The sequence below is a fragment of the Streptomyces sp. NPDC092045 genome, assembly GCF_044756005.1.
Lineage (GTDB): Bacteria > Actinomycetota > Actinomycetes > Streptomycetales > Streptomycetaceae > Streptomyces.
The window spans coordinates 383,448-404,858 of record NZ_JBIVSC010000004.1; the positions used below are offsets into that span (position 1 = coordinate 383,448).

At 73.0% G+C, this 21,411-nt stretch carries 19 protein-coding genes and 1 pseudogene; 18 read left to right on the forward strand and 2 right to left on the reverse strand.

The annotated features are described in order from the left end of the window. Positions 1-95: 95 nt before the first annotated feature. Positions 96-1,322, forward strand: coding sequence for a signal recognition particle-docking protein FtsY (ftsY, locus tag ACIQKA_RS15180; RefSeq protein ID WP_402541191.1), 1,227 nt, complete (start codon positions 96-98; stop codon positions 1,320-1,322). A gap of 195 nt (positions 1,323-1,517) precedes the next feature. Here the strand turns inward: ftsY and ACIQKA_RS15185 are convergent, their stop codons facing one another. Next, entirely contained in the window at positions 1,518-2,171 is a 654-nt protein-coding gene (locus ACIQKA_RS15185) for a bifunctional DNA primase/polymerase (protein ID WP_383155820.1), read from the reverse strand. Positions 2,172-2,596: 425 nt separating this feature from the next. On the opposite strand from ACIQKA_RS15185, the gene ACIQKA_RS15190 reads away from it, so the two are divergent. The 6 genes from ACIQKA_RS15190 to ftsH all read left to right on the forward strand — a co-directional run bounded on the left by ACIQKA_RS15190 (position 2,597) and on the right by ftsH (position 12,360). After that, the gene (locus ACIQKA_RS15190; protein WP_383155822.1) at positions 2,597-4,072 is read left to right on the forward strand and encodes a hypothetical protein; all 1,476 of its coding nucleotides are present in this window, start codon (positions 2,597-2,599) and stop codon (positions 4,070-4,072) included. Positions 4,073-4,437: 365 nt separating this feature from the next. Next, positions 4,438-5,787 carry an ammonium transporter gene (locus ACIQKA_RS15195; protein WP_383444742.1) on the forward strand — a complete coding sequence of 450 codons (1,350 nt, stop codon included), beginning with the start codon at positions 4,438-4,440 and terminating at the stop codon, positions 5,785-5,787. After that, positions 5,784-6,122, forward strand: a complete 339-nt coding sequence (locus ACIQKA_RS15200; protein WP_053644524.1) for a P-II family nitrogen regulator — start codon at positions 5,784-5,786, stop codon at positions 6,120-6,122. Before ACIQKA_RS15195 ends, ACIQKA_RS15200 begins: the two co-directional genes overlap by 4 nt. Positions 6,123-6,143: 21 nt before the next feature. Next, a complete protein-coding gene (locus ACIQKA_RS15205; RefSeq protein WP_390107243.1) occupies positions 6,144-8,600 on the forward strand; it encodes a [protein-PII] uridylyltransferase in 2,457 nt (818 codons plus the stop codon). A 114-nt stretch (positions 8,601-8,714) separates the two neighbouring features. After that, positions 8,715-10,268 (forward strand): signal recognition particle protein, encoded by a 1,554-nt coding sequence (gene ffh / locus ACIQKA_RS15210; protein WP_383155828.1) that lies wholly within the window; start codon positions 8,715-8,717, stop codon positions 10,266-10,268. Positions 10,269-10,401: 133 nt separating this feature from the next. After that, positions 10,402-12,360: an ATP-dependent zinc metalloprotease FtsH gene (gene ftsH / locus ACIQKA_RS15215; protein WP_402541195.1), complete on the forward strand. Its 1,959-nt coding sequence runs from the start codon at positions 10,402-10,404 to the stop codon at positions 12,358-12,360. A gap of 21 nt (positions 12,361-12,381) precedes the next feature. Here the strand turns inward: ftsH and ACIQKA_RS15220 are convergent, their stop codons facing one another. Next, a complete protein-coding gene (locus tag ACIQKA_RS15220; protein WP_390107239.1) occupies positions 12,382-13,113 on the reverse strand; it encodes a class I SAM-dependent methyltransferase in 732 nt (243 codons plus the stop codon). A gap of 477 nt (positions 13,114-13,590) precedes the next feature. Between ACIQKA_RS15220 and ACIQKA_RS15225 the strand changes: the two genes are divergently transcribed. The 11 genes and pseudogenes from ACIQKA_RS15225 (at position 13,591) to ACIQKA_RS15275 (ending at position 21,365) form a co-directional block, all read left to right on the forward strand. Further along, on the forward strand, positions 13,591-14,184 hold the full coding sequence (locus ACIQKA_RS15225) for a hypothetical protein (RefSeq protein ID WP_030223094.1): 594 nt from the start codon (positions 13,591-13,593) through the stop codon (positions 14,182-14,184). A 154-nt stretch (positions 14,185-14,338) separates the two neighbouring features. Further along, positions 14,339-14,782 carry a 30S ribosomal protein S16 gene (gene rpsP / locus ACIQKA_RS15230; protein WP_366372224.1) on the forward strand — a complete coding sequence of 148 codons (444 nt, stop codon included), beginning with the start codon at positions 14,339-14,341 and terminating at the stop codon, positions 14,780-14,782. Between the two features lie 2 nt (positions 14,783-14,784). Then, positions 14,785-15,024, forward strand: coding sequence for an RNA-binding protein (locus ACIQKA_RS15235; RefSeq protein WP_020868149.1), 240 nt, complete (start codon positions 14,785-14,787; stop codon positions 15,022-15,024). A gap of 108 nt (positions 15,025-15,132) precedes the next feature. After that, entirely contained in the window at positions 15,133-15,711 is a 579-nt protein-coding gene (gene rimM / locus ACIQKA_RS15240; protein WP_402541198.1) for a ribosome maturation factor RimM, read from the forward strand. Next, a complete protein-coding gene (gene trmD, locus ACIQKA_RS15245) occupies positions 15,708-16,529 on the forward strand; it encodes a tRNA (guanosine(37)-N1)-methyltransferase TrmD (RefSeq protein ID WP_386369913.1) in 822 nt (273 codons plus the stop codon). The genes rimM and trmD overlap by 4 nt, the downstream gene beginning before the upstream one ends. Before the next feature lie 128 nt (positions 16,530-16,657). Next, positions 16,658-17,008 (forward strand): 50S ribosomal protein L19, encoded by a 351-nt coding sequence (rplS, locus tag ACIQKA_RS15250; protein ID WP_030223083.1) that lies wholly within the window; start codon positions 16,658-16,660, stop codon positions 17,006-17,008. Positions 17,009-17,077: 69 nt separating this feature from the next. Beyond that, the gene (gene lepB / locus ACIQKA_RS15255) at positions 17,078-17,989 is read left to right on the forward strand and encodes a signal peptidase I (RefSeq protein ID WP_383432701.1); all 912 of its coding nucleotides are present in this window, start codon (positions 17,078-17,080) and stop codon (positions 17,987-17,989) included. Then, positions 17,982-18,966: pseudogene (lepB, locus tag ACIQKA_RS15260) on the forward strand (signal peptidase I). The gene lepB (ACIQKA_RS15255) and the pseudogene lepB (ACIQKA_RS15260) overlap by 8 nt, the downstream one beginning before the upstream one ends. Then, on the forward strand, positions 18,935-19,855 hold the full coding sequence (gene lepB, locus ACIQKA_RS15265) for a signal peptidase I (RefSeq protein ID WP_383157400.1): 921 nt from the start codon (positions 18,935-18,937) through the stop codon (positions 19,853-19,855). The pseudogene lepB (ACIQKA_RS15260) and the gene lepB (ACIQKA_RS15265) overlap by 32 nt, the downstream one beginning before the upstream one ends. A 53-nt stretch (positions 19,856-19,908) precedes the next feature. After that, a complete protein-coding gene (lepB, locus tag ACIQKA_RS15270; protein WP_391095875.1) occupies positions 19,909-20,703 on the forward strand; it encodes a signal peptidase I in 795 nt (264 codons plus the stop codon). 161 nt (positions 20,704-20,864) lie between these two features. Then, positions 20,865-21,365 carry an NUDIX hydrolase gene (locus ACIQKA_RS15275; RefSeq protein WP_390107715.1) on the forward strand — a complete coding sequence of 167 codons (501 nt, stop codon included), beginning with the start codon at positions 20,865-20,867 and terminating at the stop codon, positions 21,363-21,365. Positions 21,366-21,411: the final 46 nt, after the last annotated feature.

The following is a 21,411-nucleotide window of genomic DNA, read 5'->3' on the forward strand; positions in this document are numbered from 1 at the left end:
CGGCACCGCCGAACGGCGGACCGGCCCGCACGCGGGGGCGTGCCCCACGGGGAGTACCGGGGCCGCGGCCGGGGTGACGCCATACTGGACCCGTTATGGAACTCATCCTTGCTGTAGTCATCGCTCTGGTCGTCGCGGTCGCCGTGACGAGCGGGCTCGTGGTCAGCGGCCGCAAGAAGAAGCAGCTGCCCCCGGCCGAGCCGCCGTCCACCCCGCCGACCATTACCGCTCCGCCCGCCGAACCGCACGTCGGCGAGGAGGCGGAGACACCGCGGGAAGAACCACGCCGCACGGTCGAGGAGGTCCAGCTCCCCACGGCCGAGGAGGCCACCGGCACTCCGACCGCCGTCGAGGACCCGGTCGTCGCCGAGCCCCCGGCCCCCGTGATCGAGGTCCCCGAGCCCACCGCCGGCCGTCTCGTACGGCTCCGGGCCCGCCTCGCCCGCTCCCAGAACTCGCTCGGCAAGGGGCTGCTCACGCTCCTGTCCCGCGAGCACCTCGACGAGGACACCTGGGAGGAGATCGAGGAGACCCTCCTCACCGCCGACGTCGGCGTCGCCCCCACCCAGGAGCTCGTCGAGCGGCTGCGCGAGCGCGTGCGGGTGCTCGGCACCCGCACCCCCGAGGAGCTGCGCGGCCTGCTCCGCGAGGAACTGATCACCCTCCTCGGCCCCGACCTCGACCGCACGGTGAAGACCGAGAGCCCCGCGGACGTCCCCGGCGTCGTCATGGTCGTCGGAGTCAACGGCACCGGCAAGACCACCACCACCGGCAAGCTGGCCCGGGTCCTCGTCGCCGACGGCAAGTCCGTCGTCCTCGGCGCCGCCGACACCTTCCGCGCCGCCGCCGCCGACCAGCTCCAGACCTGGGGCGAGCGCGTCGGCGCCCGCACCATCCGCGGCCCGGAGGGCGGCGACCCGGCGTCGATCGCCTTCGACGCGGTCAAGGAGGGCATCGCGGAGGGCGCCGACGTCGTCCTCATCGACACCGCCGGCCGCCTCCACACCAAGACCGGCCTCATGGACGAGCTCGGCAAGGTCAAGCGCGTCGTCGAGAAGCACGGCCCGCTCGACGAGGTCCTCCTCGTCCTCGACGCCACCACCGGCCAGAACGGCCTGATCCAGGCCCGCGTCTTCGCCGAGGTCGTCGACATCACCGGCATCGTCCTGACCAAGCTCGACGGCACCGCCAAGGGCGGCATCGTCGTCGCCGTCCAGCGCGAGCTGGGCGTCCCGGTCAAGCTCATCGGCCTGGGCGAGGGCCCGGACGACCTGGCCCCCTTCGAGCCGGGCGCCTTCGTCGACGCCCTGATCGGCGACTGACCGCGCGTCCACGCGCACACGCGAGAGGGCCCCCGCCGGGAATCGGCGGGGGCCCTCTCGCGTACGGCCGGCGGAAGTGCGCACCTCGGGAGTACGTGCCTCGGGAGCGCGTACGGGCCTCAGAAGTATGCGGAGACCTCAGGAGTGCGTACGGGCCTCAGGAGTATGCAGGGACCTCGGGAATGCGGACGGACCTCAGAAGTGCGTGCGGTGGCAGATGTACGCCAGGGTGCCGAGCAGCAGCCGCGCCTGCGGCGGCGCGCCCGCCGTGTCCAGGGTCGGGGGCCGCAGCCAGCGCACCGGCCCGAGGCCGCCCAGGTCCGACGGGGGAGCGGTCACGTACGAGCCCGGGCCCAGGCAGTGCAGGTCCAGGCCGGCGTCGTCCCAGCCCATCCGGTACAGGAGCCGCGGCAGCTCGGCCGCCGCCCCCGGCGCCACGAAGAACCGCGCCCGCCCGGTCGGGGTCGCGCACACCGGACCGAGCGGAAGGCCCATGCGCTCCAGGCGGACCAGGGCCCGCCGGCCCGCCGCCTCCGCCACCTCGATCACGTCGAAGGCCCGGCCCACCGGGAGGAGCAGCGCCGCGCCCGGGTACTCCGACCACGCCTTGACGGCGTCGTCGAGCCCGGCGCCCGCCGGGACCGGCTCCGCGAAGGACAGCGGGTGCGCCCCGGGGGCCGCGCACACCGGATCGCCGCAGGAGCACCGGCCGGAGACGGCCCGCGCCCCGGGGACCACGTCCCAGCCCCACAGCCCCGTGTACTCCGCCACCGCGGTGCACTCCGTGGCGCGTCCGCGGCGGCGTGCGCCGGACCGCATCTCACGAATGCCGCCGATCGTGAAACCCATGTCCCCTCCAACGGGTCGAGCGCGCCGGTGGTTACGACCGGGAGCGGCTCCCTCACACCCCGTCACGCTCTGTGGCCGAGGGTGGCGCACGGTCGTGCGGGGGGTGGCGCGGGCCGGGACACGCGCCTCTCCGTGCGCCCGTCCGCCGACTCCGGTTCGTCGCATGTCAAGTCAAGCGCGTTCCACGGGTGGTGGGTTCATTCGAAGGGGTGGCGAATGGTGGCGTTTCTTGCTTCCCCCTCGTAGAGGGGTGATCGTAGGGTTACTTTCGGTACTCGAACCGTGGGCCGCACTGCACGCGTGGGTATGCCGGTGGCAACCCGGTTTCCAGTTCGAAGGAGCGCGAACGCCGGACGGATGCCGCGAGAGGCGGCATTCTGATAAGGGTTCGCACGACAGGCAATCAGGTGGATGGGGGCGTTCCAGTGGGCGGCAACGGCGCAGACGGTACGACTGCCGGCAAGCGCCCGAACGAGCGGCTGGGCTCGTGGTTCGTGCGCAGCGGCTGGTCCAAGGGCGAACTGGCGCGCCAGGTGAACCGCAGGGCGCGCCAGATGGGCGCGCACCACATCTCGACCGACACCTCGCGCGTGCGCCGCTGGCTCGACGGCGAGCAGCCCCGCGAGCCCATCCCGCGGATCCTCTCCGAACTCTTCTCCGAGCGCTTCGGATCCGTCGTGGCCGTCGAGGACCTCGGTCTGCGCGCCGCCCACCAGTCGCCCTCCGTCTCCGGAGTCGACCTCCCGTGGGCCGGTCCCCAGACCGTCGCCCTGCTCAGCGAGTTCTCCCGCAGCGACCTCATGCTCGCCCGCCGGGGCTTCCTCGGCTCCTCCCTCTCCCTCGCCGCGGGTCCCTCCCTCATCGAACCGATGCAGCGCTGGCTCGTGCCCACCCCGGCCGGCGAGGCCGAGCGGCCCGTCCCCCTCGCCGACGCCCGCCGCCCCCAACGGCTCTCCGAGGTCGAGCTCAACCTCCTGGAGTCCACCACCGCCATGTTCCGCAAGTGGGACGCCCAGTGCGGCGGCGGGCTGCGCCGCAAGGCCGTCGTCGGACAGCTCCACGAGGTCACCGACCTCCTCCAGGAGCCGCACCCCGCCGACGTCTCCAGGCGCCTCTTCACCTGCGCCGCCGAACTCGCCGAACTCGCCGGCTGGATGAGCTACGACGTCGGCCTCCAGCCCACCGCCCAGAAGTACTTCGTGCTCGCCCTGCACGCCGCCAAGGAGGCCGGCGACAAGCCCCTCGGCTCGTACATCCTGTCGTCCATGAGCCGCCAGATGATCCACCTCGGCCGGCCCGACGACGCCCTCGAACTCATCCACCTCGCCCAGTACGGCAGCCGGGACTGCGCCACCGCCCGCACCCAGGCCATGCTGTATGCGATGGAGGCCCGCGCCTACGCCAACATGGGCCAGCCCTCCAAGTGCAAGCGGGCCGTCCGGATGGCCGAGGACACCTTCTCCGACGCCGGCCTGGAGGGCGAGCCCGAGCCCGACTGGATCGGGTTCTTCTCCGAGGCCGAGCTCAACGGCGAGAACTCCCACTCCTACCGCGACCTCGCCTACGTCGCCGGACGCTCCCCGACGTACGCCTCCCTCGCCGAGCCCCTCATGGAGCGGGCCGTCGAGCTCTTCGAGAAGGACGCCGACCACCAGCGCTCGTACGCCCTCAACCTGATCGGCCTCGCCACCGTCCACCTCCTCAAGCGCGAGCCCGAGCAGTCCGTCGTCCTCGCCGAGAAGGCCCTCGGCGTCGCCCGCAGCATCCGCTCCGAGCGGGTCAACACCCGGCTCCGCAAGACCGTCGACCACGCCGCCCGCGGCTTCGGCGACGTCGCCGAGGTCGTCCAGCTCACCGACCGGCTCGCCCAGCTCCTCCCCGAGGCCGCCGAAGCCGTCTGACCCCTCCCGCCGGGCCCCCGGGGCCCCGCCCAGGACCCCGGCCGCGCCGGACGTCCCGTACTGCCCGACTCGGCTCCCCCGCCGCAAGGACACACGGACGCCGGCGCGGCCGGTTCGCGTCCCACGCCCCGCACCGGACGCCCGCCCCGCGCCGTACGCGCGGAGAGTACGCCGTTACCCGCCCGTGACCCGGGTGTTCACGGTCGCGTAACACGCCCCACTCCTTCGTCACGGCTCCGAAACATCGAGCGGCACCGCCGGAAACCGCGCTGCGCGAATCTCTGGCCCATAACCGGCCACCCCTCACGGCCGGCCGCTCTCCGGCCCCGCCCCGCACAGGCCGTACCGACGACGAGGAGACGCCGATGGCACCAGCCATCACGACCCTGGCCGCAGACGCCCCCGCGCTGTCCGCCGCCAACACCGGGTTCATGCTCATCTGCTCCGCCCTGGTCATGCTGATGACCCCGGGACTCGCCTTCTTCTACGGGGGCATGGTCCGCGTCAAGTCCACCCTCAACATGCTGATGATGAGCTTCGTCAGCCTCGGGATCGTCACGATCCTGTGGGTGCTCTACGGCTTCAGCATCGCCTTCGGCACCGACGTCGGCTCGGTCGTCGGCTGGTCCTCCGACTACGTCGGCCTCAGCGGCATCGGCATCACCGAACTGTGGGACGGCTACACCATCCCGGTCTACGTCTTCGCCGTCTTCCAGCTGATGTTCGCGGTCATCACCCCCGCCCTCATCAGCGGTGCCCTCGCCGACCGCGTCAAGTTCACCGCCTGGGCCCTCTTCATCACCCTCTGGGCCACGGTCGTGTACTTCCCCGTCGCCCACTGGGTCTGGGGCTCCGGCGGCTGGCTCTTCGAGATGGGCGTCATCGACTTCGCCGGCGGCACGGCCGTCCACATCAACGCCGGCGCCGCCGCCCTCGGCGTCATCATCGTCATCGGCAAGCGCGTCGGCTTCAAGAAGGACCCGATGCGCCCGCACAGCCTCCCGCTGGTCATGCTCGGCGCCGCCCTCCTCTGGTTCGGCTGGTTCGGCTTCAACGCCGGCTCCTGGCTCGGCAACGACGACGGCGTCGGCGCCGTGATGTTCGTCAACACCCAGGTCGCCACCGCCGCCGCCATGCTCGCCTGGCTCGCCTACGAGAAGATCCGCCACGGCTCCTTCACCACCCTCGGCGCCGCCTCCGGCGCGGTCGCCGGCCTCGTCGCCATCACCCCCGCCGGCGGCTCCGTCAGCCCCCTCGGCGCGATCGCCGTCGGCGCCGTCGCCGGCCTCCTCTGCGCCATGGCCGTCGGCCTCAAGTACAAGTTCGGCTACGACGACTCCCTCGACGTCGTCGGCGTCCACCTCGTCGGCGGTGTCGTCGGCTCCCTCCTCGTCGGCCTCTTCGCCACCGGCGGCGTCCAGTCCGACGCCAAGGGCCTCTTCTACGGCGGCGGCCTGGAGCAGCTCGGCAAGCAGGCCGTCGGCGTCTTCGCCGTCCTCGCCTACTCTCTGATCGTCTCCGCGGTCCTCGCCCTGATCGTCGACAGGACGATCGGGATGCGGGTCAGCGAGGACGACGAGGTCTCCGGCATCGACCAGGTCGAGCACGCCGAGACCGCGTACGACTTCAGCGGCGCCGGCGGCGGCACCTCCTCCCGCACCACCGCCGCCGCCCCCGCCCCGGCCGTCACGCAGAACAAGAAGGTGGACGCATGAAGCTCATCACCGCGGTCGTGAAGCCGCACCGGCTCGACGAGATCAAGGAGGCCCTCCAGGCGTTCGGCGTCCACGGCCTCACCGTCACCGAGGCCAGCGGCTACGGCCGCCAGCGCGGCCACACCGAGGTCTACCGGGGCGCCGAGTACACCGTCGACCTGGTCCCCAAGATCCGCATCGAGGTCCTCGTCGAGGACGAGGACGCCGAACAGCTCGTCGACGTCGTCGTCAAGGCCGCCCGAACCGGCAAGATCGGGGACGGCAAGGTGTGGAGCGTGCCGGTCGAGACCGCCGTACGGGTCCGCACCGGCGAGCGCGGTCCGGACGCACTGTAGGAACACGTGAGGAGCCGCCGGGTGACGAGCCTCGAAGTCAGCGCACAGAACGAAGATTCGGGACCCGGCGGTTACGCGGCGGCCCGGCTGCTCCTCCTCCACGAGAAGGAGCGGTCCGGGCCGCCGCGCCGCACCGCCCTCGCCCGGCTCACCGACGACTGGCTGGCCGGCCTCTTCGCCGCCGCCGCGCCGCCCCGCGGCACCGCCCTCGTCGCCGTCGGCGGCTACGGCCGCTCCGAACTCTCCCCCCGCAGCGACCTCGACCTCCTCCTGCTCCACGACGACACCGCCGACAAGGCCGCGATCGCCGCCCTCGCCGACCGGATCTGGTACCCCGTCTGGGACCTCGGCCTCGCCCTCGACCACTCCGTCCGCACCCCCGCCGAGGCCCGCGCCACCGCCGCCGACGACCTCAAGGCCCACCTCGGCCTCCTCGACGCCCGGCCCCTCGCCGGAGACGCCGGACTCGTCGCCGCCCTGCGCACCACCGTCCTCGCCGACTGGCGCAACCAGGCCCCCAAGCGCCTCCCCGAACTCGACGAGCTCTGCCGCGAGCGCGCCGAACGCATGGGGGAGCTCCAGTTCCTCCTCGAACCCGACCTCAAGGAGGCCCGCGGCGGACTGCGCGACGCCCAGGCCCTGCGCGCCGTCGCCGCCTCCTGGCTCGCCGACGCGCCCCGCGAAGGCCTCGACCGCGCCCGCCGCGCCCTCCTCGACGCCCGCGACGCCCTCCACCTGGCCACCGGCCGCGCCACCGACCGGCTCGCCCTCCAGGAACAGGACGCCGTCGCCGCCGAACTCGGCCTCCTCGACGCCGACACCCTGCTCCGCGAGGTGTACGAGGCCGCCCGGACCATCTCGTACGCCACCGACGTCACCTGGCGCGAGGTCAACCGCGTCCTCAAGGCCCGCTCGGCCCGCCCCCGGCTCCGGTCCCTCCTCGGCCGCTCCGGCGGCAAGCCCCCGGTCGAACGCACCCCGCTGGCCGAGGGCGTCGTCGAGATGGACGGCGAGGTCGTCCTCGCCCGCACCGCCAGGCCCGAGCGCGACCCCGTCCTGCCCCTGCGCGCCGCCGCCGCGGCCGCCCAGTCCGGCCTGCCGCTCTCCCCGCACGCCGTGCGCCGGCTCGCCGCCACCGCCAAGCCCCTCCCGGTGCCCTGGCCCGCCGAGGCCCGCGAGGAGCTCGTCACCCTCCTCGGCGCCGGCGAGGCCACCGTCCCCGTCTGGGAGGCCCTGGAGGCCGAGGGGATCGTCACCCGGCTCCTCCCCGACTGGGAACGCGTCCGCTGCCGCCCCCAGCGCAACCCCGTCCACACCTGGACCGTCGACCGCCACCTCGTCGAGACCGCCGTCCGCGCCGCCTCGCTCACCCGCCGCGTCGGCCGCCCCGACCTCCTCCTCGTCGCCGCCCTCCTCCACGACATCGGCAAGGGCTGGCCCGGCGACCACTCCGTCGCCGGCGAGACCATCGCCCGCGACCTCGCCGCCCGCGTCGGCTTCGACCGCACCGACACCGCCACCGTCGCCACCGCCGTCCGCCACCACCTCCTCCTCGTCGAGACCGCCACCCGGCGCGACCTCGACGACCCCGCCACCGTCCAGTCCGTCGCCGCCGCCGTCGGCACCCTCGGCACCCTGGAGCTCCTGCACGCCCTCACCGAGGCCGACGCCCTCGCCACCGGCCCCGCCGCCTGGTCCTCCTGGCGCGCCTCCCTCGTCGCCGACCTGGTCAAACGGGTCGCGGGCGTCCTCGCCGGCGAACCCCTGCCCGACCCCGAGGCCGCCGCACCCAGCGCCGAACAGGAACGCCTCGCCGTCGAGGCCCTGCGCACCGGCGAACCCGTCCTCGCCCTCCACACCCAGGCCGAGCGCCGGACGGAGGGCGACGGGGACGACACGGCCCCCGAGCCCGTCGGCGTCGAACTCGTCATCGCCCTGCCCGACCAGCCCGGCGTCCTGCCCGCCGTCGCCGGCGTCCTTGCCCTGCACCGCCTCACCGTCCGCGCCGCCGACCTGCGCGCCGTCGACCTCCCCACCGGCCTCGGCACCGGCTCCGTCCTCGTCCTCGACTGGCGCGTCGCCGCCGAGTACGGCTCCCTGCCCGAGGCCGCCCGGCTCCGCGCCGACCTCGTCCGCGCCCTCGACGGCTCCCTCGACATCCCCGCCCGCCTCGCCGAACGCGAGGCGGCCTACCCCCGGCGCCGGGGCCTCGCCGCCCCGCCGCCCCGCGTCACCGTCGCCGCCGCCGACTCCCGCCTCGCCACCGTCATCGAGGTCCGCGCCCAGGACGCGCCCGGCCTCCTCCACCGCGTCGGCCGCGCCCTGGAGGGAGCGGCGGTGCGGGTCAGGAGCGCCCACGTCTCCACCCTGGGCGCCAACGCCGTCGACACCCTGTACGTGACCCGCCCGGACGGCTCCCTGCTGCCGCCCGAGGAGGCGGTGGACCTGGCGAGGACGCTGGAGACGGCGCTGGGGTGACCCGGGGACGCGCCCCCGTCCACCGGTTCCCGGTGGGCGGGGGCGATTCCTTTGCCGGGCCGGATACCCTGGAGGGCGATTCTCCGCCCCCGACCTCAAGGACCGACGAGCGCCGTGTTCGATACTCTCTCCGACCGCCTGAGCGCGACCTTCAAGAACCTCCGGGGCAAGGGTCGCCTTTCCGAGCAGGACATCGACAGCGCGGCCCGGGAGATCCGTATCGCCCTCCTCGAGGCCGACGTCGCCCTGCCGGTCGTGCGCGAGTTCATCCGGAACGTCAAGGAGCGGTCCCTCGGGGCCGAGGTCTCCAAGGCTCTGAACCCGAGCCAGCAGGTCATCAAGATCGTCAACGACGAGCTGGTCTCCATCCTGGGCGGCGAGACCCGCCGCCTCCGGTTCGCCAAGACCGCGCCCACCGTGATCATGCTCGCCGGTCTCCAGGGCGCCGGTAAGACCACCCTCGCCGGAAAGCTCGGCCTCTGGCTCAAGGGCCAGGGCCACTCCCCGCTGCTCGTCGCCTGCGACCTCCAGCGCCCCAACGCCGTCAACCAGCTCTCCGTCGTCGCCGACCGCGCGGGCGTGGCCTTCTACGGCCCCCAGCCGGGCAACGGCGTCGGCGACCCGGTCCAGGTCGCCAAGGACTCCGTCGAGTACGCGCGCACCAAGCTCTACGACGTCGTCATCGTCGACACCGCCGGCCGCCTCGGCATCGACCAGGAACTGATGCGGCAGGCCGCGGACATCCGCGACGCCGTCAGCCCCGACGAGATCCTCTTCGTCGTCGACGCCATGATCGGCCAGGACGCGGTCAACACCGCCGAGGCCTTCCGCGACGGCGTCGGCTTCGACGGCGTCGTGCTCTCCAAGCTCGACGGCGACGCCCGGGGCGGCGCCGCGCTCTCCATCGCGCACGTCACCGGCAAGCAGATCATGTTCGCCTCCAACGGCGAGAAGCTGGACGAGTTCGACGCGTTCCACCCGGACCGCATGGCGTCCCGCATCCTCGGCATGGGCGACATGCTCTCCCTCATCGAGAAGGCCCAGCAGACCTTCGACGAGGAAGAGGCCGCCAAGATGGCCTCGAAGCTCGCGTCGAAGAAGGGCCAGGAGTTCACGCTCGACGACTTCCTGGCCCAGATGGAGCAGGTCCGCAAGATGGGCTCCATCTCGAAGCTCCTCGGCATGCTCCCGGGCATGGCCCAGATGAAGGAGCAGATCAACAACATCGACGAGAAGGACGTCGACCGCACGGCCGCCATCATCAAGTCGATGACCCCCGGCGAGCGCCAGGACCCGACGATCATCAACGGCTCCCGCCGCGCCCGCATCGCCAAGGGCTCCGGCGTCGAGGTCAGCGCGGTCAAGGGCCTGGTCGAGCGGTTCTTCGAGGCCCGCAAGATGATGTCCCGCATGGCCCAGGGCGGCGGCCTGCCGGGCATGCCCGGCATCCCCGGCATGGGTGGCGGCCCCGGCCGGCAGAAGAAGCAGGTCAAGCAGGCCAAGGGCAAGCGCAAGAGCGGCAACCCGATGAAGCGGAAGGCCGAGGAGCAGGCCGCCGCCGAGCGCCGTGAGCAGGCGCAGCAGGGCGGCGCCTTCGGTCTGCCCGGGGCGGGCCAGAGCCCGAAGGACTTCGAGCTGCCGGACGAGTTCAAGAAGTTCATGGGCTGACAACCCGTACGAGAAGGGGCCCGGGGCGGCGCGAAACCGCCCCGGGCCCCTTCTCATCCCTCCGGACCGCCCGCGATGCCCGGTTCCTCCCGGTCTCCGATACTGGGGCCACTGCCGCCCCGAGGAGAGTCACGTGGCCGACCCCGCACCCCCGCGCGACCGGACCGACCAGCCCTGGCGCTCGGAAGGGGCCCCGCCGCCCCCGTCGCCGAAGAAGCGGATGCCGGGCGGCTGGGGCGGCCTGATCCTCACCGCCCTCGTCGTGTACCTGATCACCAACATCGTCCTGTCGTTCTTCAACGACGGCGACGGCCCGACGATCTCGTACACGGAGTTCGACAAGCAGGTCGCCGCCGGGAACGTCACCAAGATCTACTCCAAGGGCGACGCGATCCAGGGGCAGCTGAAGGACAAGCGGCCCGTCCCCGACGGCGAGGGCGACTACACCAAGTTCACCACCCAGCGGCCCGCCTTCGCCGACGACGACCTGTGGGCGCAGCTCAGCAGGCAGAACGTCGTCGTCACCGCCGAGCCGGTCGTCCAGGAGCGCAGCTTCCTCGCCAACCTGCTCCTCTCGCTCGCCCCGATGCTGCTGCTCGTCCTGCTCTGGGTGTTCATCGCCCGCCGGATGAGCGCGGGCATGGGCGGCGCCGGCGGCATGCTGGGCCGCAAACAGCCGCCCAAGCCGGTGGAGCTGGAGACCGGGAAGCGCACCACCTTCGCCGACGTGGCCGGCATCGACGAGGTCGAGGGCGAGCTCAACGACGTCGTCGACTTCCTCAAGAACCCGGACGCCTACCGGGCGATGGGCGCCAAGATGCCCCGCGGCGTGCTCCTCGCCGGGCCTCCCGGCACCGGCAAGACGCTCCTCGCGCGGGCCGTCGCGGGCGAGGCCGGGGTGCCGTTCTTCTCGGCCTCCGCCTCAGGGTTCATCGAGATGATCGTGGGCGTGGGCGCCTCCCGGGTGCGGGAGCTGTTCTCCGAGGCCCGCAAGGTCGCCCCGGCGATCGTCTTCATCGACGAGATCGACACCATCGGCCGGGCCCGGGGCGGCGGCTCCGGCATGGGCGGCCACGACGAGCGCGAGCAGACCCTCAACCAGATCCTCACCGAGATGGACGGCTTCACCGGCTCCGAGGGGGTCGTCGTCCTCGCCGCCACCAACCGCGCCGACGTCCTCGACCCCGCCCTCACCCGGCCCGGCCGCTTCGACCGGATCGTCCACGTCAACCCGCCGGACCGGGGCGGCCGGGAGGCCATCCTGCGCATCCACACCCGGGAGATCCCGCTCGCCGGGGACGTCGACCTGGCGCAGGTGGCCCGCACGACCCCCGGCATGACCGGCGCCGAACTCGCCAACCTCGCCAACGAGGCCGCGCTCCTGGCGGTCAAGCGGGCGCGGAAGGCCGTCACGCAGTCCGACCTGTCCGACGCCCTGGAGAAGGTCCAGCTCGGCGCGGAGCGGCCCCTCGTGATGCCGGAGGAGGAGCGGCGGCGGACCGCGTACCACGAGAGCGGCCACGCCCTGCTCGGCATGCTCCAGCCCGGCGCCGACCCGGTCCGGAAGATCACCATCGTGCCGCGCGGCCGGGCCCTGGGCGTCACCCTGTCGACCCCCGACGCCGACAAGTACGCCTACACCGAGGAGTACCTGCGCGGCCGGATCGTCGGGGCCCTCGGCGGGATGGCGGCCGAGCAGATCGTCTTCGGGGTGATCACCACCGGCGCCGAGAGCGACCTGGAGCAGGTCACCGCCATCGCCCGGGGCATGGCGGGACGCTGGGGCATGAGCGAGAGCGTCGGCCGCCTCACCGCCGTCCCGGGCGACGCCCAGCAGGCGTACGGCCTGTCGGCGGCCCCCGCGACCCTCGACACCGTCGACCGGGAGATGCGGCGGATCGTCGACGAGTGCTACGAGGTGGCGCTGCGGCAGCTCGGCGACCACCGGGACAGGCTGGACGCCCTGGCCGAGGCCCTCCTGGCGAACGAGACGCTGGAGGAGGACGCGGCCTACCGCGCGGCCGGCATCGCCCGCCCGTCCCCGGGCCCCGAGCCGGGGGCGGGCCCGAACCCGGAGCCGCCGGGGGCGTGACGGGAGCGGCCCGCACGGGTCTCAGGGCGTGCGGGCGATCACGTACCGGAAGACGTTCGGCATCCACACCGTCCCGTCCGGGCGGACGTACGGGGCGAGCGCCTCCTCGATCTCCTTCTCCACCTGGGAGGGGTCGGTCGCCAGGACCGCCTCGTCGAAGGCGCCCGTCGACAGCAGTCCCCGCACCGCGCTGCCCTCGTCGGCGTATCCGAAGGGGCAGGCCACCCGGCCCGAACCGGCCGGGCGCAGCCCCGCCGCGGTCACGAGCGCGTCCAGGTCGGGCCCTAGGCCCGAGGAGGGGCGGCGGTCGGCGAGCCGGGCCGCGACCCGGAGGACCGGCTCCGTGGCGCACCGCTCGGGCGGCCCCCAGCCGGCGAGGACGACGGTCGTGCCCGGCTGGGCCGTACGGGTGACCGCCGTCAGCTCCGGGAGCAGGGCGTCCGTCGCGTGGAAGGCGGTGACCACGTCGTACGGGGCGCACTCCGGCGGCCCGTCGGTGACGGCGACGTCCTCCGGGAGCCGCTCCCTGGCCAGCTCCACGCGCGCGTGGTCCCGGTCCGCGCCGGCCACCCGGGCGCCCCGCGCGGCCGCCATGAGGAGGGCCAGGCCCGAGCCGCAGCCCAGGCCCAGGACCCGGGAGTTCCCGCCCACGCCGAGGCGGTCGTACACCGCGTCGTAGAGGGGGACGAGCATCCGTTCCTGGATCTCGGCCCAGTCGCGCGCGGGGTGGTGCGGGACGAGCGTAGGTGTCATGGATAAGCGCCCCAATCAGTGCTCGGACGACAGCCCCCCGTAGTCAGGGAACTGCGCATCGGGGGCCGCGTCCAGTGGTCAGGGCGGGCCGATTCGTCCGGGGGAGGGGCGGTGTGCGCCCGCGCACGCGCACCCGGTAATGTCCCCGTGACACTTCGTGCCCGCTCCGGGCCTCCGGACGGAGGGGGCGCACGCGCCCGGCTCCTTCGAACGGGGGAGGGCGCACGGGCCCGGACCCTTCGAACGAAGGAGGGCCCGCGCGCCGGGGCCCTTCGGGCGGGGGCGGTGCGCAGACGCCCCGCGCGCCGGGGCGTATGCGCCCCTACGTACGGGCTTGACGCCTCCCGCGCGGCTTCTCCGCAGTTCGGCGCACTGGCCCTCGTCGGGACGCATCACCCGCAAACTGACTGGTAAGTGCAAAATATTTGGGATGCCCCGGAATGGAACCCGGGGGCACCCCGGCTCGTTGTACCCGACGTGAGCACGACACCACCTGTTCTCGCCGCAGAGCTGGCACAGGCGTGGGCCGACATTCAGCGGCACCACCCCGAGCTGCCCGACCTTGCCGCGCCCGAATCCCTCATCGGAGAGTCCTCGTCCGCCTGCGGCGCCGAGCTCTCCTTCGAACGACTCCTCCACGAGGCAGTCCACGGCATCGCCGCCGCCAGAGGTGTCCGCGACACCTCCCGCGCCGGCCGCTACCACAACCGCCGCTTCCTCGCGATCGCCGAGGAGATGGGCCTCGACCACCCCGAGGAGCCGCACGCCAGCAGCGGCTTCTCCCTGGTCACGCTCAACGCGGAGGCCAGGCGGCGCTACCGGCCCACCATCGAACGGCTCCAGCGCGCCCTCAAGGCCCACACGGTCGCCACGGCCGCCGACACCAAGCGCTCCTTCCGCGGACCGGCCGCCCGGCACGGCTCCTCGGGCGGCGGCGTGCGGGTCAAGGCCGTCTGCGACTGTGGGCGCAACGTGCGCGTGGTGCCGTCGGTGCTGGCCCAGGCCCCGATCGTCTGCGGCGGCTGCGGCAAGCCCTTCCGCATCCCGGAGACGGTGGGCGCCGCCAACTGACCCCGCGGCGTGTGGCACAATGGCTAGCTGTACTCGACAGTCGCACAGGACCCCTCTCTCCTCCGGCTGACGCGTCCATCGGGCATCCGAGTACCGCAACCCCACGTGGCATCTCAAGTGCCCAACCACGTCAAGACCAGGAGACACCACTCCAGTGGCAGTCAAGATCAAGCTCAAGCGCCTCGGCAAGATCCGCCAGCCGCACTACCGCATCGTCGTCGCCGACTCCCGCACCCGCCGTGACGGTCGCGCGATCGAGGAGATCGGCCTCTACCACCCGACGTACAACCCGTCGCGTATCGAGGTCGACTCCGAGCGTGCGCAGTACTGGCTGTCCGTCGGCGCCCAGCCGACCGAGCCGGTCCTCGCCATCCTGAAGCTCACCGGCGACTGGCAGAAGGCCAAGGGCCTCCCGGCCCCCGAGAAGGCCCTGCTCGTCCCCGCCACGAAGGAGGCGAAGCGCGCCTCGTTCGACGAGTTCGCGAAGACCCTCGAGGGCGGCGACGACAAGGGTGAGGCCATCACCCCGAAGGCCAAGAAGGCCGACAAGAAGGCGGACGAGGCCGAGGCCGAGTCCACCGAGTCGACCGAGGCCTGATCATGCTCGAGGAGGCTCTCGAGCACCTCGTGAAGGGCATCGTCGACAACCCCGACGAGGTGCAGGTCGCCTCGCGCAACCTGCGCCGGGGCCGCGTGCTGGAGGTCCGGGTGCACCCCGACGACCTCGGCAAGGTGATCGGCCGCAACGGCCGCACCGCGCGTGCGCTGCGCACCGTCGTGGGGGCCATCGGCGGCCGTGGGATCCGGGTCGACCTCGTCGACGTGGACCAGGTCCGCTGAAAAGTTCGGCAGCATCACCTTGAGTTGTGCCGGCACGGGCCGGGGAGGGCTTACGAGCCCGCCCCGGCCCGTTGTCGTACGAGCCGTGTGACAGGAGAGAGTGAAGCAGTGCAGTTGGTAGTCGCGCGGATCGGGCGCGCCCACGGCATCAAGGGCGAGGTCACCGTCGAGGTGCGCACGGACGAGCCCGAGCTCAGGCTCGGCCCCGGCGCCGTCCTGCTCACCGACCCGGCCTCCACCGGGCCGCTGACCATCGAGACCGGCCGCGTCCACAGCGGCCGCCTGTTGCTGCGCTTCGAGGGCGTCCGCGACCGCACCGCCGCCGAGGCCCTGCGCAACACCCTCCTCATCGCCGAGGTCGACCCCACGGAGATGCCCGAGGAGGAGGACGAGTACTACGACCACCAGCTCATCGACCTCGACGTGGTCCTCGCCGACGGCACCGGGATCGGGCGCATCACCGAGATCTCCCACCTGCCGTCCCAGGACCTCTTCATCGTCGAACGCCCCGACGGCACCGAGCTGATGATCCCCTTCGTCGGGGAGATCGTCACCGAGATCGACCTGGAGGAGCAGCGGGCCGTGATCGACCCGCCGCCCGGCCTGATCGACGACCGCGCCGAGATCGCCTCCTCCCGCGAGGACGGGGCCGGTCCCTCCGAGGAGTCCGGCGAGGAGCGGGCATGAGGCTCGACGTCGTCACGATCTTCCCCGAGTACCTCGAACCGCTGAACGTCTCCCTCGTCGGCAAGGCACGCGCGCGCGGACAGCTCGACGTCCACGTCCACGACCTGCGCGCGTGGACGTACGACCGGCACAACACAGTCGACGACACTCCGTACGGCGGCGGCCCCGGCATGGTCATGAAGACCGGGCCCTGGGGCGACGCGCTCGACCAGGCCCTCGCCGACGGCTACGAGGGCGGCGCCCACGGCCCCGCCCTCGTCGTCCCCACCCCCAGCGGCCGGCCCTTCACCCAGGAACTGGCCGTCGAACTCTCCGAGCGGCCCTGGCTGATCTTCACCCCGGCCCGCTACGAGGGCATCGACCGCCGGGTCATGGACGAGTACGCGACCCGGATGCCGGTCTACGAGGTGTCCATCGGCGACTACGTCCTGGCCGGCGGAGAGGCCGCCGTCCTCGTCGTCACCGAGGCCGTCGCCCGCCTGCTGCCCGGCGTCCTCGGCAACGCCGAGTCCCACCGGGACGACTCCTTCGCCCCCGGGGCCATGGCCAACCTCCTGGAGGGCCCCGTCTACACCAAGCCCCCCGAGTGGCGCGGCCGGGGCATCCCCGACGTCCTCCTCAGCGGCCACCACGGGAAGATCTCCCGCTGGCGGCGCGACGAGGCCTTCCGGCGCACCGCCACCCACCGGCCCGACCTCATCGAGCGCTGCGACCCGGCCGCCTTCGACAAGAAGGACCGGGAGATCCTCTCCATGATGGGGTGGGCACCCGAGCCCGGCGGCCGATTTTGGCGCAGGGTCGAGGACGTGGAAGAATAGGCCGCTGCCGTCCGTCCGGCGCGCGCCCCTGCCACAGGGGGAACGACGCCGCCAGGAGCGCACGGCCCCGGAAACCACTTCGAACGTACCGCTGATGACCTGTGGCATCAGCGAGGAAAGAGACCTCCATGGCCTCCCTGCTCGACCAGGTCAACGCGGCTTCGCTCCGCTCCGACCTCCCCGCCTTCCGTCCGGGCGACACCGTCAACGTCCACGTGCGCGTCATCGAGGGCAACCGCTCCCGCATCCAGCAGTTCAAGGGCGTCGTCATCCGCCGCCAGGGCTCGGGCGTCAGCGAGACCTTCACGGTCCGCAAGGTCTCGTTCTCCGTCGGCGTCGAGCGCACCTTCCCGGTCAACAGCCCGATCTTCGAGAAGATCGAGCTCGTGACCCGCGGTGACGTGCGCCGTGCCAAGCTCTACTACCTCCGCGAGCTGCGCGGCAAGGCCGCCAAGATCAAGGAGAAGCGCGACCGCTGAGCCCCGGCTCCCGGCACGCACCGCGCTTCCGGTTCCCCTCACAGGCAGGCCGGATAGGCTTGCCCGGCGATGGACACCGAAGCACAGCACACGGAGCGCGGCCCCTCCTCCGACGCGGAACCCGACAGGGTTCCCGGTACGGAGGAGGGGCCGCGCTCCGCGCGCGTTTCCGAGGGCTCCGAGGTCTCCGGGAGCTCCGAGGCCTCCGCGGACCCCGCCCCCTCCGAAGCCCCCGGGGGCTCCGAGCCCTCCGAGGACTCCGATGACTCCGACCGCGCGCCGTCCTGGCGGCGCACGGCGCTCGTGGGCGGCGCCTGCGTGGTCTTCCTGCTGCTCCTGAGCCACTTCGTGGCGCAGCCGTTCCTGATCCCCAGCCGCTCCATGGAGCCGACGCTCCGGGTCGACGACCGGATCCTGGTGAACAAGCTGGCGTACCGCTTCGGGGACGAGCCGCGCCGCGGCGACGTCGTCGTCTTCGACGGCACCGGCTCCTTCGTGCGGGAGGAGCCCGGGGGCGACCCCGTCACCGGCCTGCTGCGCGACGGGGCGGCCGCCCTCGGACTCGCCGAGCCCGCCGAGACCGACTTCGTGAAGCGGGTCGTCGGCACCGGCGGCGACCGGGTCGTCTGCTGCGACAAGGACGGCCGGCTCACCGTCAACGGCGCCGTCGTCACGGAGCGGTACCTGGTCCCCGGCGACCAGCCCTCCAGCGTTCCCTTCGACATCGTCGTCCCCCCGGACCGGCTCTGGGTCATGGGCGACCACCGCAGCCAGTCCAGCGACTCCCGGGACCACCTGGGCAGCCCCGGCGGCGGCATGGTGCCCGTCGACAAGGTCGTCGGACGCGCCGACTGGATCGCCTGGCCCTTCGGCCGCTGGAGCGGGGTGGCGGGCACGGACGCCTTCGACGCCGTGCCGGCGCCACCGGCCGGCGGACACCCGACGGGACCGGCGGCGCCGGGAACGGGGAGCCGTGGGTAGCCGGGGCCGGCCGCCCGGCAGGGCCGGTCACGCGCCCGAGCAGGGGCCCGCACTGCCCGGCCGGGCCGAGCGGCGCAAGCTCGCCCGCAAGGTCAAGCGGCGCCGGCAGCGCTCCGCGATCCGGGAGATCCCGATCCTGGTCACGGTCGCCGTGCTCATCGCCCTCGTCCTCAAGACCTTCCTCGTCCAGGCGTTCGTCATCCCCTCCGGCTCCATGGAGCAGACGATCCGGATCCAGGACCGGGTCCTCGTCGACAAGCTCACCCCCTGGTTCGGCTCCCGCCCGCAGCGCGGCGACGTCGTCGTCTTCAAGGACCCGGGCAACTGGCTCCACCAGGACCCCGTGCCCCCCGCCGACGACCCCGTGGGCGTCAAACAGGCCAAGCAGGCCCTGACCTTCATCGGCCTGCTGCCCTCGGCCGACGAACAGGACCTCATCAAGCGGGTGGTGGCCGTCGGCGGCGACACCGTCCGCTGCTGCGGCGAGGACGGGCGGCTCACCGTCAACGGCGTACCGCTGGACGAGCCGTACCTGCATCCGGGGAACGCGCCGTCCACCATCCCCTTCGAGGTGAAGGTGCCCGAGGGCCGGATCTTCGTCCTCGGCGACCACCGCTCGGACTCGGCCGACTCCCGCTTCCACCTCGACGAGAAGGACCACGGCACCGTCGCGGAGGAGCAGGTCGTGGGGCGCGCCGTGGTGATCGCCTGGCCCGTCGGCCACTGGCGGAGCCTGGAGGAGCGGGACGTCTTCGCCGGAGTTCCGGACGCCCGTGCGGGTTCCGGTGGGGCGTCCGGTCCGTCGCATAGTGTGTCCCAGCGGAATCTGAACGGATTGCCCGGGCTCCCGACCCCTGCGGAACTTCTGCTCGTTATGGGAGTGGTGGGCCTGTCCCTGTTCCGGGGCGGGCGTTCGCACGGACTTGAGGAGTGGATGTGGGGGATGTGGCCGTCGGCGCACGATCCGGACACGATGAGCCCGAGAAGAGGGCCGACGAGGCCAGGGGCGACGACGTGACGGGTGACGACGTGACCGGTGACAGGGTGCCGCACGGCGACGGCGCGCCGCGCGACGACGAGCCGGGCGGGTCCGGCAGGGCTCCCAGGAAGCAGCGCTCCTTCTGGAAGGAGCTGCCCCTCCTCGTCGGCATCGCGCTGGTGCTCGCGCTGCTGATCAAGACCTTCCTGGTGCAGGCGTTCTCGATCCCCTCGGAATCGATGATGAACACCCTCAAGAAGGGCGATCGGGTCCTCGTCGACAAGCTGACGCCGTGGTTCGGCTCCGAGCCCGAGCGCGGCGAGGTCGTCGTCTTCCACGACCCGGGCGGCTGGCTGGAGACCGCGGAGACGCCCAGGCCGAACGTCGTGCAGAAGTTCCTCAGCTTCATCGGCCTCATGCCGTCCGCCGAGGAGAAGGACCTCATCAAGCGGGTCATCGCGGTCGGCGGCGACACCGTCTCCTGCAAGGAGGGCGGCAAGGTCGTCCTCAACGGGGTGCCGCTCGACGAGACCTCGTACCTCTACCCCGGCTCCGTGCCCTGCCAGGACTCCTTCGGGCCGATCAAGGTCCCCGAGGGCCGCATCTGGGTCATGGGCGACAACCGCCAGAACTCCCTGGACTCCCGCTTCCACCAGGAGCTCCCCGGCGGCGGCACCGTCGCCGAGGACCTGGTCGTGGGCCGCGCCGTCGTCGTCGCCTGGCCGGTCACCCGCTGGGCCACGCTCCCCGTGCCCGGCATCTTCGACGACCCCGCCCTGAACAAGGCGGTGGCCGCCGCCCCGCTCGGCGCGGCGAGCGTCGCCGGAGCGCTCCCGCTGGTGCTGTGGCGCCGGAAGAAGCAGCTCGCGCGTCATACCGCCGGGTAACCACCCGCGGGTAGTGTGCCGTCCCGGACCGTCGACAGACCTCTGGGGTGCACATGAGCGGAACCATAGGGACCAAGGACGGCCACGGCCGCCTCGGCAGCGTGCTGTCGGGGCTGGCCGTGGCCGTCGGCTGTGCGCTCTTCCTCGGCGGGTTCGTCTGGGGAGCCCTGGTCTACCGGCCGTACACCGTCCCCACCGACTCCATGACCCCCACCCTCGACGTCAACTCCCGCGTACTCGCCGAGCGGGTCGACGGGTCCGAGGTGAAGCGCGGCGACGTCGTCGTCTTCAACGACCCCCTGTGGGGCTCCTCGCCCATGGTCAAGCGCGTCGTGGCCGTCGGCGGCGACACCGTCGCCTGCTGCGACGGGGACGGCCGGCTCACCGTCAACGGCAGGGCCGTCGACGAGCCGTACCTCGGGCCCGGCATGGACGGCCGGAAGACCGCCTCCGACAAGGAGTTCTCCGTGACGGTCCCCGGGGACGGCCTCTTCCTCCTCGGCGACGACCGGCACACCTCCCTCGACTCCCGCACCCACCTCGAAGAGGCCGGCCAGGGCTCGGTGCCCCGCTCCACGGTCGTCGCCCGGGTCGACGCCGTCGTCTGGCCCGCCAAGGGCCTCCTGGACCGCCCGGCCGGCTTCGCCGGCTTCCCCGGCGGCCTCTCGGCGCCGGGACCGTTCACGACCCTCCTCGCGGTGATCGCGGCCGGCGGCATACTGGTCTTCGCGGGGGCCGCGTACGGCCCGGTGGCGCGGCTCCTGGGCCGACGACCCGGCGGACGGCGGGCCGGGGCCGGTGGCGGTTCCGGTGCCGGTGCGGGTGCCGGGGAGAGGACAGGGGTGTGACGGAGCGGATACGAGGTGCGGGGGCGGGGCCGGGGCCGACCGGGGACGGGGAGACCGTGGTGCGGGCCGGTGCGGACGCGGGGACCGTGGGACGGGTCGACGCGGACGGGGAGACCGTGGTGCGGACCGGTGCGGACGGGAAGACCGTGGTGCGGGCCGACGTGGATGCGGGGACCGTGGTGCGGAAGGTCGCGCGGGTCGTCCTGCTCGACCCCGACGACCGCGTCCTGCTGCTGCACGGCCACGAGCCCGAGGACCCCGGCCTCTCGTGGTGGTTCACCCCCGGCGGGGGCCTGGAGGGCGACGAGACCCGGGACAGGGCGGCGCTGCGCGAGCTCGCGGAGGAGACCGGCATCACCGACGTCGACCTCGGACCCGTCCTCTGGACCCGGCACTGCTCCTTCCCCTTCGACGGGCGCCGCTGGGACCAGGACGAGTGGTACTACCTCGCCCGCACCCGCGGGACCGGTGCGGCGCCCGGTCCGCGGACCCTCACGGAGCTGGAGACCCGCAGCCTCTCGGGCCTGAGATGGTGGACCTCCGCCGAACTGTCGGCCGCCCGTGAGACGGTGTACCCGACCAGACTCGCCGAGCTGCTGCGCACGCTGCTCGACGAGGGACCTCCGCCCGCACCGGTCGTCCTCGCCCCGGAAATCGTCTAGGGGCGCGCACGACTGGCGCACAATGGGGGGACGCACGGCTGAAGGG

Excerpts from the sequence above, each read along its gene's own strand:
- ftsY (WP_402541191.1), top strand. The coding sequence starts at position 96 with ATGGAACTCATCCTTGCTGTAGTCATCGCTCTGGTCGTCGCGGTCGCC.
- ACIQKA_RS15185 (WP_383155820.1), bottom strand. The coding sequence starts at position 2,171 with ATGGGTTTCACGATCGGCGGCATTCGTGAGATGCGGTCCGGCGCACGC.
- ACIQKA_RS15195 (WP_383444742.1), top strand. The coding sequence starts at position 4,438 with ATGGCACCAGCCATCACGACCCTGGCCGCAGACGCCCCCGCGCTGTCC.
- ACIQKA_RS15200 (WP_053644524.1), top strand. The coding sequence starts at position 5,784 with ATGAAGCTCATCACCGCGGTCGTGAAGCCGCACCGGCTCGACGAGATC.
- ACIQKA_RS15220 (WP_390107239.1), bottom strand. The coding sequence starts at position 13,113 with ATGACACCTACGCTCGTCCCGCACCACCCCGCGCGCGACTGGGCCGAG.
- ACIQKA_RS15235 (WP_020868149.1), top strand. The coding sequence starts at position 14,785 with ATGCTCGAGGAGGCTCTCGAGCACCTCGTGAAGGGCATCGTCGACAAC.
- trmD (WP_386369913.1), top strand. The coding sequence starts at position 15,708 with ATGAGGCTCGACGTCGTCACGATCTTCCCCGAGTACCTCGAACCGCTG.
- rplS (WP_030223083.1), top strand. The coding sequence starts at position 16,658 with ATGGCCTCCCTGCTCGACCAGGTCAACGCGGCTTCGCTCCGCTCCGAC.
- lepB (WP_383432701.1), top strand. The coding sequence starts at position 17,078 with ATGGACACCGAAGCACAGCACACGGAGCGCGGCCCCTCCTCCGACGCG.
- lepB (WP_391095875.1), top strand. The coding sequence starts at position 19,909 with ATGAGCGGAACCATAGGGACCAAGGACGGCCACGGCCGCCTCGGCAGC.